General features: G+C 34.3%; 16 protein-coding genes and 1 rRNA gene. 11 read left to right on the top strand and 6 right to left on the bottom strand.

The genetic code is table 11. The features are described from left to right. Positions 1-36 precede the first annotated feature (36 nt). The 5 genes from DB891_RS02825 to DB891_RS02805 all read left to right on the top strand — a co-directional run bounded on the left by DB891_RS02825 (position 37) and on the right by DB891_RS02805 (position 5,616). Positions 37-279 (top strand): hypothetical protein, encoded by a 243-nt coding sequence (locus DB891_RS02825; RefSeq protein WP_116760394.1) that lies wholly within the window; start codon positions 37-39, stop codon positions 277-279. Between the two features lie 107 nt (positions 280-386). Continuing rightward, the gene (locus DB891_RS02820; RefSeq protein WP_116760392.1) at positions 387-2,549 is read left to right on the top strand and encodes a TonB-dependent receptor; all 2,163 of its coding nucleotides are present in this window, start codon (positions 387-389) and stop codon (positions 2,547-2,549) included. A 4-nt stretch (positions 2,550-2,553) separates the two neighbouring features. Further along, the gene (locus tag DB891_RS02815; RefSeq protein ID WP_116760390.1) at positions 2,554-3,777 is read left to right on the top strand and encodes a sialidase family protein; all 1,224 of its coding nucleotides are present in this window, start codon (positions 2,554-2,556) and stop codon (positions 3,775-3,777) included. A 188-nt stretch (positions 3,778-3,965) separates the two neighbouring features. Then, the gene (locus DB891_RS02810) at positions 3,966-4,328 is read left to right on the top strand and encodes a DHCW motif cupin fold protein (protein ID WP_116760388.1); all 363 of its coding nucleotides are present in this window, start codon (positions 3,966-3,968) and stop codon (positions 4,326-4,328) included. Further along, complete coding sequence (locus DB891_RS02805) at positions 4,321-5,616, top strand: DUF389 domain-containing protein (RefSeq protein ID WP_116760386.1); 1,296 nt, start codon at positions 4,321-4,323, stop codon at positions 5,614-5,616. The genes DB891_RS02810 and DB891_RS02805 overlap by 8 nt, the downstream gene beginning before the upstream one ends. A 268-nt stretch (positions 5,617-5,884) precedes the next feature. On the opposite strand, the gene DB891_RS02795 is transcribed toward DB891_RS02805, so the two are convergent. Genes DB891_RS02795 through DB891_RS02785 form a run of 3 tightly spaced genes read right to left on the bottom strand, consistent with a single transcriptional unit; the run spans position 5,885 to position 7,912 of the window. Further along, a complete protein-coding gene (locus DB891_RS02795; RefSeq protein ID WP_116760384.1) occupies positions 5,885-7,348 on the bottom strand; it encodes an aminoacyl-histidine dipeptidase in 1,464 nt (487 codons plus the stop codon). A 19-nt stretch (positions 7,349-7,367) separates the two neighbouring features. After that, positions 7,368-7,688 (bottom strand): type II toxin-antitoxin system PemK/MazF family toxin, encoded by a 321-nt coding sequence (locus DB891_RS02790; RefSeq protein WP_116760383.1) that lies wholly within the window; start codon positions 7,686-7,688, stop codon positions 7,368-7,370. After that, positions 7,685-7,912 (bottom strand): hypothetical protein, encoded by a 228-nt coding sequence (locus DB891_RS02785; RefSeq protein ID WP_116760381.1) that lies wholly within the window; start codon positions 7,910-7,912, stop codon positions 7,685-7,687. Before DB891_RS02785 ends, DB891_RS02790 begins: the two co-directional genes overlap by 4 nt. A 118-nt stretch (positions 7,913-8,030) precedes the next feature. On the opposite strand from DB891_RS02785, the gene DB891_RS02780 reads away from it, so the two are divergent. The 3 genes from DB891_RS02780 (at position 8,031) to DB891_RS02770 (ending at position 10,478) form a co-directional block, all read left to right on the top strand. Beyond that, the gene (locus DB891_RS02780) at positions 8,031-9,092 is read left to right on the top strand and encodes a DUF3810 domain-containing protein (protein WP_116760379.1); all 1,062 of its coding nucleotides are present in this window, start codon (positions 8,031-8,033) and stop codon (positions 9,090-9,092) included. Between the two features lie 232 nt (positions 9,093-9,324). Beyond that, a complete protein-coding gene (locus DB891_RS02775; protein WP_116760377.1) occupies positions 9,325-9,828 on the top strand; it encodes an RNA polymerase sigma factor in 504 nt (167 codons plus the stop codon). After that, on the top strand, positions 9,825-10,478 hold the full coding sequence (locus DB891_RS02770) for a hypothetical protein (RefSeq protein WP_116760375.1): 654 nt from the start codon (positions 9,825-9,827) through the stop codon (positions 10,476-10,478). The genes DB891_RS02775 and DB891_RS02770 overlap by 4 nt, the downstream gene beginning before the upstream one ends. A 28-nt stretch (positions 10,479-10,506) precedes the next feature. Here DB891_RS02770 and DB891_RS02765 read toward each other — a convergent pair whose 3' ends face one another. Together DB891_RS02765 and DB891_RS02760 are read right to left on the bottom strand one after the other, a co-directional pair. After that, positions 10,507-11,316, bottom strand: a complete 810-nt coding sequence (locus DB891_RS02765; RefSeq protein ID WP_116760373.1) for a lysophospholipid acyltransferase family protein — start codon at positions 11,314-11,316, stop codon at positions 10,507-10,509. 128 nt (positions 11,317-11,444) lie between these two features. Further along, positions 11,445-12,092, bottom strand: a complete 648-nt coding sequence (locus tag DB891_RS02760; protein WP_116760371.1) for an NUDIX hydrolase — start codon at positions 12,090-12,092, stop codon at positions 11,445-11,447. 92 nt (positions 12,093-12,184) lie between these two features. Between DB891_RS02760 and DB891_RS02755 the strand changes: the two genes are divergently transcribed. From DB891_RS02755 to DB891_RS17705, 3 genes are all read left to right on the top strand, one after another. Then, entirely contained in the window at positions 12,185-12,622 is a 438-nt protein-coding gene (locus DB891_RS02755; RefSeq protein WP_116760370.1) for a DUF4268 domain-containing protein, read from the top strand. 88 nt (positions 12,623-12,710) lie between these two features. Then, positions 12,711-12,965 carry a hypothetical protein gene (locus tag DB891_RS17710; protein ID WP_223256038.1) on the top strand — a complete coding sequence of 85 codons (255 nt, stop codon included), beginning with the start codon at positions 12,711-12,713 and terminating at the stop codon, positions 12,963-12,965. A gap of 61 nt (positions 12,966-13,026) precedes the next feature. Then, positions 13,027-13,359: an HhH-GDP family DNA glycosylase gene (locus tag DB891_RS17705; RefSeq protein WP_223256037.1), complete on the top strand. Its 333-nt coding sequence runs from the start codon at positions 13,027-13,029 to the stop codon at positions 13,357-13,359. Positions 13,360-13,670: 311 nt separating this feature from the next. Here the strand turns inward: DB891_RS17705 and rrf are convergent. After that, positions 13,671-13,780: ribosomal RNA gene (gene rrf / locus DB891_RS02745) — 5S ribosomal RNA — on the bottom strand. Positions 13,781-13,984 lie beyond the last annotated feature (204 nt).

The following is a 13,984-nucleotide window of genomic DNA, read 5'->3' as shown; positions in this document are numbered from 1 at the left end:
GATGAAATTGCAAAAACGTTGTGTATTCAAAAAGAAATGAAAAACAACAAATGTAACGGTAACTGTTATTTGTCCAAACAACTAAAAAAAGAAGCTGAAAAAGAAAAGCAAGAATCCTCCAATTTAAGAGAGAAACAAGAATTGGTCTATACGCAAACCCTTTTAACGTATAACTTCTCTTCCAACACTATCATCGAAAAAACAAGAATTAGGATTTCAATGTATCGTGAGAAACCCAAATCGATTGCTTTTTCTATTTTTCATCCCCCACTCGTATAATTACTGTTTTTAGTTCATTTCCGTTTCAACTCACTTGAAACACCTTTTTTTCGTGGCTTAAAGCCAATGAAAAAAATGACTATACATTATAATTTATACAATCAAAAATGAAAAAGATATTCCTTTCCCTTTTGGTCATTGGACAAATTGCCTGTGCACAAGATCAAAAGACAAAAGACACCACAAAAACAGAAGAACTTGAAACTGTTTTTATAACCGCCAACCGTACCGCTACCCAAAGGAAAGCAACTCCTGTAGCCATCAGTAAAATAACTGCAAAAACCATTAATGAAACCAAAGCTGTTGCAGCTTATGAAATTATAAATAAAACACCGGGGGTATTAATGGTGAATCTTGGTAATGAACAACACTCAATGTCCATTCGTCAACCCATGACAACAAATGCTTATTATTTATACCTTGAAGATGGATTATCTATTCGTCCGATGGGCGTTTTCAATCATAATGCCTTATTGGAAATCAACCAATTCAATCTTCAAAGTATTGAGGTTGTAAAAGGGCCTGTATCATCCTTATATGGCCCTGAAGCTGTTGGAGGAACTATCAATTTAATCTCGCTGAAACCTTCGATTAATCCTGAATTCAAGTTTGGAATCCAAGCAGACCAATGGGGTTACAAAAGAATCCAAGCTGCTGGTGGAGCAACCGTGGGTAAAGTAGGTTTTCATATCGCAGGAATCTCCAGCTTACAAGAAAATGGCTGGATGACCTATTCCAATTATAAAAAAGACAATCTTAACATTAGAATTGACTACAACATAAACGACAAAACCCGATTAATCAGTAATACGATGTGGGGCAAATACTATTCGGATATGAATGGTAGTGTAAATGAAGCTGCTTTCTACAACAGAACGTACAAAAGCACAACCGATTTTACGTATCGCAAATCAGATGCATTAAGAACACGTTTGACTTTGGAACACGACTGGAATGAAGATGCAAGCAGCTACATCACCGTTTATCATCGAGACAACAAATTAGGACAAAACCCATCCTATGGTATCAGATGGAGTCCAACAATAAAACCAACCACTGCAAAAGGAGAAGTTAATTCCAATAATTTCAAAAGCTATGGAGCCATTGGACAACACACCCAAAAATTCGATTTTTTAAACACTAAAATTGTTGGTGGCGCACTCTATGACTATTCTCCCGTTACTTATTGGTCCTATTTGCTTGAACTGAAAGCCAATTTAAATCCAGGAGCCCCAGGAAAACAAACCGTAGATTATTATGAAATCCTTGCTGAGCGACTAGATGTGAAATTGGCCAACTATACGGCAGACATTTTCAACACAGCGGGTTATGCGCAATTGAGTTTTAATCCCATAGAAAAACTAATTGTGACTGCAGGCGCTCGTTATGACAACATGAAAGTGGATTACAACAATGCCATAGACAATTCTACAGGTACCAAAATATACGACAAACCTACATTCAAAGCAGGTGTCAACTACAATCCTGTTCAATTTGCTGGAGTTTACGGAAACTATTCCCAAGGATTTGCTCCTCCTGGAATCACATCCATTTTCAGAACCAAACCTGGAACTGGCGGAACAACAGGAAAACCTGCGGAGTTCTATTACAACCTAGAACCAGCAACTTTCAATAATTATGAAATTGGTGGTTGGTTATCCCATTTGGAAGGCAAATTAAACTTTGATTATGCCGTTTATTATATGGAAGGCAAAAACGAATTGTTAAGCGTTCGCTTACCAGACAACTCAACGGACTATCGTTCTGTTGGAGAAACGAGACATAAAGGAGTTGAATTTGGCGGAAATTATAAACTACTCTCCAACCAATTGAATATTCGATTGGGAGGTACGGTTGCTGAGCATACTTTTATTGATTTTAAAGTTTCGGATAATCCAATGGATGTTTTGCAAAATCTAGACGGAAAAGAAATGCCTGCAGCTCCTAGATGGTCTGGGAATTCTGAAATTAGTTATTACCCAAATTGGATTCCACAGTTCAGAACTTCACTGGAGTGGCAATCGGTGGGGAATTATTACCAAGACCAAATCAACACCGTAAAATATGCCGGTTATGATATTTTTAATTTCAGAGCGGGATACGAATGGAAAGGGATTGAAATTTATGGAAACATAATCAATATTACTGACAAATTATATGCTTATAATGTTTCTAAAGGAAACACGGCGAGCTCACAAGCTACTTATACGGCCGCGGCACCAAGAACATTTATGATTGGTTTGCAATACAATTTTTCACTTAAAAAATAAGCGCATGAAGTTTAGTCATTTACTACTCCCGATACTTTTATTCTGTACAATCAAAGGGGGTTCGCAAAATACGGATCTTAATCCAACTCCAATTTTACTGGAAAACAATATTAAAACGAGCTGTCCTTTTTTTACAAAAGACACCAAAGGAATACCCGTGATGAGTTTTGGAAAAGAAAACAAAGAAGGCGAAACAGTATTATGTTATTCTGTTTTTGATTCAAACAAAAATAAATTCCAACAACCAATCATAATTGAATCCAGTAAAGGAGTTGAATTACATGGCGAAAATGCCCCTAAGATTATTTTCAAACCCAACAACGAAATCATTGCTGTTTGGGGTATTGATAATGCAACCGAAAAGAAAAAATATGGTGGACTTGTAAAATATTCCCAATCCTTTGATAATGGAGAAACCTGGACAAAAGCTAAATCTTTAGTAGAAAGCCCTGCAAGTATTGACCAACGTTATTTTGATATCGACTTACTTCCTAACGGAGAAGTTGCGATAATCTGGCTAGATAGTCGTACCAAAACGGAAGCTCAAGGCTCGACTTTATATTTTGCAGTAACAAAAGGAACTACTGGTTTCCAAGATGAAAAACCAATTGCGGAAACCACTTGTCAATGCTGTCGCACAGATTTATTTATCAGTAAAAATGGCACTATCAATGCCGCTTTTAGAGATATTATCAATGATGAAATTCGCGATATGGTATTGACCAATTCTACCGATGATGGGAAAACTTTTTCCGAACCTAAAAGAATAAGTCCTGATAATTGGAAAATAAACGGTTGCCCACACACAGGCCCTACAATGACCGAAAACAAAAATGGTTTACATTTTTCTTGGTATACTTCGGGTGGAGGATCTGGAGTATTTTATTGTAATTCTAATGATTCTGGTAAAAGTTTTTCTGATCGAAATGTTGTCAGTGCCAAACCTTCGGCAAAACACCCACAAATTACATCATTAGACAATAAAGACATACTAATTGTTTGGGATGAAACGGTGACAGAAAATAAAACTATGTCTGTAAAAATTGGTTTGCAACACCGAAACAAAAATGGAGAAATTGTATCTACAAAATACATTTCCTCAAAAGATAAAACAGCTACTTTCCCTATTATTGAGGCTATTAATAAAAATCAATTACTGGTAGCTTGGAGCCAAGAATCTACTGATGAAAATGTGTATTACAAAATTGTTGCTATAGATAAACACTAACAAGAAAAGCAACTTATAAAAACATAGTACACTAATATGACTTTAAATAAATAATAACTCTTTTTTATACAGCACTAATTCTACCCCCAATTATGAAAAATAGTTGGGGGTTTTTTATACCAAAAACAGCAAACAAACTATGTTGTTTAAATTCCTTAATTTTACGTTCAACATAAAAGACAACTTAAATGTATACCATACCTTTTCAAACCATAGATTGGAATCAGATTGAAACAACAGAGTACAAAGGAATAACTGGAATGGCTTATTGGCAAACCGTTTTATTGGATGGACTCAGAATTCGAAAAGTTGTTTATTCTGAAAACTATTTAGCCGATCATTGGTGTCAAAAAGGGCATATTGTTCAATGCTTAGAAGGGGAATTTAGCAGCGAACTAGAAAATGGGGAAACCTTTACACTTACTAAAGGAATGACATACATTGTTTCGGATGATTTAAGTTCACATCGTTCCGTAGCGGCAAATAAAGTTACATTATTAATTATCGATGGAACTTTTTTGAAACCAAACAAGCAAAATAAAAATGAATAAAATACTATACAAATTCTTAAATTTCATTGACCTCCAAAAAGGAGAAGAAGACCAGAAAAAGGTATTAGAAAACATACTTAGTAACATTTCTTTTCGAGGTTCTAACTTATGGATTTTGGCTTGTGCTATTGTAATTGCTTCAGTGGGGCTAAATGTCAATTCAACAGCTGTAATTATTGGTGCGATGCTTATTTCTCCATTAATGGGACCTATCGTTGGAGCTGGTTTTGGCTTAGGTATGTATGATTTTGAATTGGTCAAAAAATCAATCAAAAACCTTGCGATAGCCACAGTTGTCAGCTTAATCGTTTCGTCACTTTATTTTTACATTAGTCCATTCAAAGAAGTACAATCGGAACTTTTGGCACGTACTTCTCCTAACATTTATGATGTATTGATTGCCTTTTTTGGAGGATTGGTAGGAGTTATTGCGGTTACCAGAGTAGAAAAAGGGAATCCAATACCTGGTGTAGCCATTGCGACAGCACTAATGCCGCCATTGTGTACTGCTGGATATGGATTGGCGACTGGAAATTATTTGTTTTTTGGAGGTGCAATGTACTTATACACCATCAATTGTGTTTTTATATGTATTGCCACTTTTATCATAGTAAAATATTTAAAGTACCCGATCGCTAAACAAATTGATTTAAAACATCAAAAACAAGTAAAACAAGGAATTACAATACTCCTTTTTATCATGATCGTCCCAAGTATTTACTTTGCTTTTCAATTATTTGAAGAAAAAAAACACAAACAACGAACCGAAGAATTCATTGAAAATGAGTTTCCCCAAGATGAATATACCTTAATTTTCCAGAAAACAAATTTCAATACCAATCCAAAGAAAATAGAATTGGCATTTTTATCTAAAAAATTTAGTTCTTCAGAAATTAAAAAATTAAATCAAAAATTAAAAGACTATCAATTGCCAAATACAGAACTATTCATCAAACAAGATACTTTTGATTTAAAAAATGACATCTTAAACACCCTGAACAATCACAAAAAAACCGGTGATGATAAAGATGCTTTGATACTTAATTTGCAAAAAAAGATTTCCGATTATCAAGCCAACAATTCTAAGGTAAGCAAAGAAACCGAAATTCTATTTCCGGAAATTAATACAGTTTCTATTACTCAATATACGAGTAAAGACAAAACCATCCCTATCATCTTATACAAAAGCAAAACCGAATTAAATTTAGATTCAAAAAGAAAATTAATTATTTGGCTAAAGCAAAGATTAGAAAAAGATAGCGTAGAAGTGTATAGACAGCAGCAATAGTTTAGTATAAAATCAAAAAAAAGGGTACCTTTACTAGAATAGAATTAAAAAGAAAACAAACTAAAATATACAATCATGTCAAAAAGTCAAGACGCCAAGAAAACGGCAAAAAAAGAACCTCTTAAAACCGCTAAAGAAAAAAAGGAAGAGAAGAGAGAAAAGAAGAACAGTCCGAAAAGAGACTAAAAATTAGTGGTCAGTGGTCAGTTTTTTAGTGGTTAGTAAAACTATACTGAATACTAAAAAACTGAACACTGAACACTTTCTACTATTTAACCGGAATATTTTCTAAAATTTCCAATACAAATTTCCAGTATTTTTGAGCCGAAGAAATACTTGCTCTTTCATCAGGAGAGTGTGCTCCGTGAATGGTTGGTCCAAAAGAAATCATATCCATTTCTGGGTAGTTTGTTCCTAGTATTCCACATTCTAATCCAGCGTGACAGGCAGCTACATTTGGTTTTGCTCCATTTTGTTTTTCATAAATAGAAACCAAAACATCTAATATTTCAGACTTAGGATTTGGAGACCAACCTGGATATGAACCTGAGAATTCTACTTCACAACCCATTAATTCAAATGCTGAACGCAAAGCATTCGCCATATCAAATTTAGACGATTCTACTGAAGAACGCGTCAAACATTGAACAGAAAGTCTCCCCTCTCCTACCACTACTTTGGCAATATTGTTTGAAGTTTCAACCAAATTATCAAAATCGGCACTCATTCTGTAAACTCCATTGTGCGCTGTGTACATCGCTCGAACAAAATAAAACTGAGCTATTGATGGCATTACAGTTGCTGGTACTGTATCTAATTTTTCGAAAACCACTTCAAGGTTAGGTTCGGTAGTTTGAAACTCCGCTTTGATTTCGTTTACAATTTGTTGCATGTCAAACACAAAAGCTTCGTCATAAACCGATGCAATGATTACTTTGGCCATACTTTCACGTGGAATTGCATTGCGAAGACTTCCTCCGATGATTTCAGAAATTTGCAATCCAAAATTATCAAAACCATCAAATAACAAACGGTTCATAATTTTGTTTGCATTCCCCAAACCTTTATGAATATCCATACCTGAATGTCCACCTTTTAATCCTTTTACAGTTATGGTATAGGCAACAGAACCTTCTGGAGTTTCCTCTTCATCATATTCGGCAGTGGCAGTAACATCGATTCCACCGGCACATCCAATACCTATTTCATCATCTTCTTCAGTATCCAAATTCAACAAAATATCTCCGCGAAGAATTCCTCCTTGCAAATTTAACGCTCCGGTCATTCCAGTTTCTTCGTCTATGGTAAACAAAGCTTCAATAGCTGGATGTGGAATGTCTTTGCTTTCTAAAATTGCCATAATAGTGGCAACTCCAAGACCGTTATCGGCACCAAGAGTAGTTCCTCTTGCACGAACCCAATCCCCATCAACATACATATCGATTCCTTGAGTGTCGAAATCAAAAACAGTATCCGAATTTTTTTGGTGTACCATATCCAAATGTCCCTGCAAAACAAGTGTTTTTCTGTTTTCCATTCCTGGAGTGGCTGGCTTGCGAATGATTACGTTGCGAATTTCGTCTTCAAAAGTTTCCAGTCCTAAATTAGTACCGAAGTTTTTCATAAACTCGATTACACGCTCTTCTTTTTTAGAAGGGCGAGGGACTGCATTTAAATCGGCAAATTTGTTCCAAAGTGCTTTTGGTTCTAGATTTCTTATTTCTTGGCTCATTTATTTTTGTTTTTTATTTTTATTTTAAATCTAGAATTTTAATCAAATTCTCGTTAACACTATAAATATGTTTTGAATTTAATTCTCCTAACTTACCTAACACTAAATCTTTATCGATAGTAGTTATTTTTGACAATCTAAGTAAGGAAGTTTTCTTTAAACCATTTAAATCGTCTGGTTCTAAAAAAAGATCAAATGTACTTTGCCATTTGAATTGTGTAGTTATAAAAGCGATAATTACATCTAAATCTGAAACAACCAAAACCATTGCCGGTCTTACTTTTTCTCCTTTTAAATCCGTGAATGGAAAAGAGATCAAAATTACATCTCCTTTCTTCATTTATACACTTCTTTTAAGTCATTTACTTGATATAATTCCTCTTCATCATGGAGAAAAGCATACGTTTTGGAATTTGAAGTTAATGTATTGATTCCTTCAGATATAATTTTATCATCTATCCTGCTGGACAAAAAACGAACATAATCCGATACTTCCTGAATTCTTGTATCAGAAAGCTGGTTTAAGTTTTCAATTGTAGATTTGATAAGTTCTTCTCTAGACATGACTTTAAAAATATTATATTCGCATCAAAAGTCCTAAAATTGATTAGGCTTCACAAAATTACAAAAAAGAAATAGCACTTCTTTATTTATAATTAAATTTATACCCAAAATCTATCCCGTGAAAAGACGTTACATTCTCCCAATATTCTTGTTAATCCAAATCGTAATTCTAAAAATCATTCAATTTTTTCCGGAATGTGTGGAACGTTTTTACAGCAATGGTATTTATGTTTTTATTTCTAAATTTTCTAGAATTGCGTTAGGTAAAATCCCTTTTTCTATAGGGGATTGTATGTATTTTATTTTGATTTTATTCGCTTTAAAATGGTTTTGGAACACAAGAAAATCTTGGAAGCAAGAATGGAAAAACTATTTATTAACTGTTTTAAGTGTTTTATCGGTGTTTTATTTCTTCTTTCATATTCTTTGGGCATTGAATTATTACCGTGAACCACTGTTTGAAAAAATGACCATTGAAAGAGATTATACTGATGCAGATTTATTGGCTTTTACCAAAAAGTTGATTATTAAAACGAATGATATTCAAAGTCAAATAACCAAAAATGACAGTTTGAAAGTAGCTTTCCCCTATTCACAAAACCAAGTTTTTGCAATGAACCAAAATGGATATAAAAACCTATCCCGAGAGTATGATTTTTTTTCTTACTCTAATTTGAGTGTCAAGAAATCCCTATTCAGTTTACCCTTGACCTATATGGGTTTTGGAGGTTATTTGAATCCGTTTACCAATGAAGCACAGGTAAATTATTTAGGCCCAATGTACAGCTTCCCAATGACAACGAATCATGAAATGGCACATCAGATGGGGTATGCCAGCGAAAGTGAATGCAATTTTATTGGCTTTTTATCATCTATAAAAAATGATAATTTGTATTTTCAATATTCGGGCTATAGTATGGCCTTGCGCTATTGTTTGGGTAATTGGCAAGTGCGAAACGAAAAAACACTCGAGCAATTACTAAAAACCGTTCATCCTGGAATCTTAAAAAACTACAAAGAGAGCCAAGATTTTTGGGAACAATACCAAACTCCTATTGAAACTGGTTTTCACGCATTCTATGACCGTTTTCTAAAAATCAATCAGCAAAAAGACGGAATGGATAGTTATAGTAAGTTCGTGAATTTGATGGTGAATTATTATAAAGTGAGACCTTTGTGAGTTATCGGCTGTCGGTTTTCTGTTTTGGAAAGGTTTTCTGAAAAACTAAACTTCTGGAATAGCCCCGATTGTCGTGAAAATCCTTATAAGCCGGTGTTCGGCTTATAAGATTGAAACAGAAAGCGGGAGAGAAGTTGTTAGGATTGACTGATTTCTGCTCCTAATTCTCATGATCTAAAATAAAAAAGTGTCGTTTTGTAACAAAATAGACTAGTGTCGTACTAATTGAAATATGAGCGAGAATTTAGAACCTTCTTTTGTCAAGCAACTCCAAGAAAACCAGAATATAATCCACAAGATTTGTAGATTGTATACTGCTGGTGAGGATGCGCACAAGGATTTGTTTCAGGAAATTACGATTCAGTTGTGGAAGGCTTTTCCGAAATTTAGGGGAGACAGTAAATTTTCGACTTGGGCGTATCGAGTGGCTTTGAATACGGCAATTACTTTATATCGAAAAAATAAACGATCCATTGCAACTGTTGAATATGAAGGCCGACAGCATTTTACGCATGATATTGAGTATAATTATGAAGAAGAAGAACAATTAAAATTAATGTACGAAGCGGTTTACCAACTGAATGATATTGAAAAAGCGTTGGTGTTTATGTATCTGGAAGACAAGGATTACACCGAAATATCGGAAACTTTAGGAATAAGTGAAGTGAATGCAAGGGTAAAAATGAACAGAATAAAAGGGAAATTAAAAAAAATATTAAATCCATTAGGAGTATGAAAGAGTTGGATTTATTAAAAAAAGACTGGAAAAAGAATGCAGATTCTTTTGAGCAGGTTTCTGAAAAGGAAATATACAAAATGATACATAAAAAATCATCCTCGGTAGTGAAGTGGATTTTTATGATAAGTGTTATTGAACTTGGATTGGGGTTGGTGTTGGGAATAGTTTTATCATTTACCAAGTACGACGAGAAAAATGTAGAACAAATTAAGCATTTAGGAATTTACGAGTATTATATAGCCACTACAGTAGTACTATATGCTGTTATCCTTTTCTTCATCTATAAGTTTTATAGGATGTATCGTAAAATTGCAGTCGACGATAACACCAAAAAACTAATCTCTACGATACTAAAAACGAGAAAAGTGGTTAAACAGTACATCGCGTTTAATTTGTCGTTTTTTGCCTTATTTTTTATCGCTTTTGGAGGATATATGTTTTATGAAGGGTATCTTGAAGACGCTTCCAAAAACGGAATCCTAAATCCCGAAATGCCATTGAACATTGCTTTGATATCCTTGCTGGTTTTGATTGTAGCTACGGCCTTATTAACCTTTTCCTTTTGGTTAGTCTATAAACTTATCTATGGAATTTTACTGAAACGCTTGCAGAAAAACTTCGAGGAATTGAAGAAAATAGATTTATAAAAAAAAAGAGGCAATCGCCTCTTTTTTTTTAATATTCCCATTGTCTTTTCTTGTTCAATTCTTCTTGCTCTTTTAGCTCCTCAGCAGGAATTACTTTAAGGAAAGAAGCATGTTGCTCGATGGCATATTCTACTTTTTCTACAATTTCTTCAATAGTATCATTATCATAATCGATAGCTAAAGGCTCTTTGATAATGAATGACTGCAGGATGCCTTTCTTTTTCATATGTAAGCCTTTCTTGCAAAATGAACGTCGAAAACCGTCAATTACTATAGGTACAACTATAGGTCGGTGCTGTTTTATGATATGTGCCGTTCCTTTCCGAACGGGTTTAAACGATTTGGTTGTTCCTTGCGGGAAAGTAATTACCCAACCATCTGCCAACGCAATTTTAATATTCTCTGTATCATTTGGGTTTACATCCTTTTTCTCTTTTACATCTTCTCCTTTAGCACGCCAAGTTCGCTCAACGGTAATCGCCCCTGCATAAGCCATAATTTTAGGCAATAAGCCTGCATTCATTGTTTCTTTGGCTGCCACATAATACATATTCAATTTGGGATTCCACATGTACCAAACATTTTTTATCGAATCTTCGCGACCGCTTAAACTAGCATTAAATACATGAAACATCGCCGTTACATCGGCAAAATACGTTTGATGGTTGGAGATAAAAAGGACGTTTGTGTCAGGCAGATTTTTAATAATTTCAGAACCTTCTATTTGCAGTTCATTAAAACCACGGTAACGTCTATGACTAATAAATCCGAAGAATCTAATTAACCATTTTTTTATAAATAGTATATGACCGAAAGGATTTCGTTTAAATAATCCCATAAGATTGTTTATTTGTTTTTAGATTTGGGACTACAAAATTACGCTTTTTTTTTGTGCTTTTTGAATTCAAACGCTACAATGCTTCAATTAGAGCCTGAATAATAGAGCCATTTATTGGTTAATTTATATTATTTAGAAGACAGTAACTCTTTTAAAAAAACCTTTAATTCACTCAACATCATAGCGGTTGCCCCCCAAACAATGTGCCCTTCTATTTTGAAAGCGGGTACATCAATAGCATCGGAATAGGAAGTCTTTATTTTTGAATTAACAGTAATAGTATCACTTAAAAAGGTACACAAAGGCAATTCTATAATACCTGAAACTTCTGTTGGATCTGGATAAAAAGTAATTTCTTCTTTACAAATCCCCAAGAAAGGATAAACCATAAAATTGCTTGGTGGAATGTATAGTCTTGTAAATGCTTTTACCACTTCAATTTTTTCAGGATGAATTCCAATCTCTTCATGGGTTTCCCTTAAAGCTGTTTCTTCAAAATTGGCATCTTCATTTTCATATTTCCCTCCGGGAAAAGCAATTTGGGATGAATGAACCCCTTCATAAGAATTCCGAATAATTAAAACCAAATGCGTAATACCATCTTTAGGATAAAACAACATCATCACCGCGGCAATCTTAGGTTTTATCTGCTCAAAGTTTAAATTCTTCATCATTTCAAGACGTTCTTTAGGTACCATAATATTATGGGCATCCACTCCCGGAAGATTTACGGCACTAAAATGAGGAACTATTTGTAAAAAATCTTGAAAATCCATAATCAAAGGTTATTTTTGCAAATAAAAAATAATTATAAATATAGTTTAGAAAATAGTGTCAAACAAATTTTCTCTTACCTAAACCAAAAGATATGTACAGCAAAGAAGAAAATCAAAAACTAAAGCACGAATTTTGGGTTGATTTTGCTCAAAAATACCCAAGAAAATGGGTATTGTATGATACTAAAATAAAAGATTTCTCCTTTAAATTCTACGTCGAAAATACAAAAGCACAGGTGCATATCGATATAGAAATGAGAAATAAGGAATTGCGTATGCAGTATTTTGAAAAACTCGAAGCACTAAAAAATATACTTGAGGAAGAATTTATCAAAGATCTGGTTTTTGAAAGAAACCACACTCTCGAGAACGGAAAAACCATCAGCCGTATTTGGGTCGAAAAAGGCGATGTAAGTGTAAGCAATCGTAAGTATTGGGATGAAATTTTTGATTTCTTCTTTGAGAAAATGAATGCACTGGAACTATTTTATTTGGAATATGACGGTTTTATAAAAGATATTGAGATTTAGGATTTTAGAATAGTGTTTCTGATTGTTGATGTTATGCAGAAATTTGCAATCAGAAATCGTTAATCATCATTCAAAAATCAAAAAATTTATGGATTTATTCGGAGAAACAAACGATTGGGCAACCAAATTAACCCCAATCCTTGAGAAATATAATGGCACAAAACATCCGTTATACTACCAAAATTTATTTCAATTGGTAGTCATGGTGGTGCTTTCTGCACTAGATTCCGATGCGAATATAAACTCCATATCTCCCGCCCTATTTCAAACGTTTCCTAATATGGAACGACTAGCTACATCAAATCTAGAAGCCTTATTCCAAAGTCCGAAATTTTGGAATTAAAGCCAACTAGATACTTGAAATCGCACAAACAATTCAAAAAGACGAAAATATAGCGCTTACCTTGGAAGGCCTAACGGTGCTAAAAGGTATCGGTCGAAAATCGGCCAATGTCATCATGCGGGAAGCTGGAGTTTCCTCCGAAGGCATCATCGCCGATTTACATGTGATTCGTGTCACCCCAAGAATTGGATTAATCCCCGAAACACAAGACGGCAACAAAGTCGAAAACAACTCATGCAGATCTTACCAAAAAACATTTGGGGAGAAATTGGCATGGCGATTTCATTTCTTGGAAGAGAAATTTGCAGAACAAAGCCAAAATGTGAGGAATGTTCAATTTATAGGATTTGTGAGTATTACAGAGTTAATCAGTAGAATTTATAACTCTATTTAGAAAAAAATAAAAATAAAGCTTTATACTTAATTTTTTGTATCACTATTAGGGCATGACCCCAAGGGTCGGGCTGTCCATTATATCTTCTCTTTTCCTAAAGGAGGAAAAGAAAAGGATGCCATTCCCATCCCTCATGCAATAACACTTTCAGAACAAGGTTTTAAGCTCTAAAAATAACAAAAAAAAGAGTAATATATTTACCTGAATCTTCCAGTCCTTTATTTATTTTTAAACAGTTTTTAACTACAAAAAAAACATGAAACCATATAAAAACAAAAAACCCCGTTTCGTAAGAAACGGGGTTTTAAAAAGAAAGGCGACGACATACTCTCCCACATAACTGCAGTACCATCTGCGCAGGCGGGCTTAACTACTCTGTTCGGGATGGGAAGAGGTGAGCCCCGCCGCAATAACCACCTTAAGGTCGTTTTGCAATGGGTGATTGGCTTTTGCCAATCAACATTACACAATATCTTAACATACTGAGATAAAGAACATAAAAAGTATTAGAAAGTTTCTTCCTCCCGTCCCGATAGTTATCGGGAGCGGGAGGAAAAGGTGTACATAAGCTTACGGGTTATTAGTACTACTCGACTATGACATTACTGCCTTTACATCTATAGCC

This window comes from Flavobacterium laiguense, from assembly GCF_003097655.1.
GTDB lineage: Bacteria > Bacteroidota > Bacteroidia > Flavobacteriales > Flavobacteriaceae > Flavobacterium > Flavobacterium laiguense.
This window is presented reverse-complemented; position numbering and strand designations above follow the sequence as displayed.

Coding starts and splice junctions, on each gene's coding strand:
- DB891_RS02825 (WP_116760394.1), top strand. CDS start 37: ATGAAAAACAACAAATGTAACGGTAACTGTTATTTGTCCAAACAACTA.
- DB891_RS02820 (WP_116760392.1), top strand. CDS start 387: ATGAAAAAGATATTCCTTTCCCTTTTGGTCATTGGACAAATTGCCTGT.
- DB891_RS02815 (WP_116760390.1), top strand. CDS start 2,554: ATGAAGTTTAGTCATTTACTACTCCCGATACTTTTATTCTGTACAATC.
- DB891_RS02810 (WP_116760388.1), top strand. CDS start 3,966: ATGTATACCATACCTTTTCAAACCATAGATTGGAATCAGATTGAAACA.
- DB891_RS02805 (WP_116760386.1), top strand. CDS start 4,321: ATGAATAAAATACTATACAAATTCTTAAATTTCATTGACCTCCAAAAA.
- DB891_RS02795 (WP_116760384.1), bottom strand. CDS start 7,348: ATGAGCCAAGAAATAAGAAATCTAGAACCAAAAGCACTTTGGAACAAA.
- DB891_RS02790 (WP_116760383.1), bottom strand. CDS start 7,688: ATGAAGAAAGGAGATGTAATTTTGATCTCTTTTCCATTCACGGATTTA.
- DB891_RS02785 (WP_116760381.1), bottom strand. CDS start 7,912: ATGTCTAGAGAAGAACTTATCAAATCTACAATTGAAAACTTAAACCAG.
- DB891_RS02775 (WP_116760377.1), top strand. CDS start 9,325: ATGAGCGAGAATTTAGAACCTTCTTTTGTCAAGCAACTCCAAGAAAAC.
- DB891_RS02770 (WP_116760375.1), top strand. CDS start 9,825: ATGAAAGAGTTGGATTTATTAAAAAAAGACTGGAAAAAGAATGCAGAT.
- DB891_RS02765 (WP_116760373.1), bottom strand. CDS start 11,316: ATGGGATTATTTAAACGAAATCCTTTCGGTCATATACTATTTATAAAA.
- DB891_RS02760 (WP_116760371.1), bottom strand. CDS start 12,092: ATGGATTTTCAAGATTTTTTACAAATAGTTCCTCATTTTAGTGCCGTA.
- DB891_RS02755 (WP_116760370.1), top strand. CDS start 12,185: ATGTACAGCAAAGAAGAAAATCAAAAACTAAAGCACGAATTTTGGGTT.
- DB891_RS17710 (WP_223256038.1), top strand. CDS start 12,711: ATGGATTTATTCGGAGAAACAAACGATTGGGCAACCAAATTAACCCCA.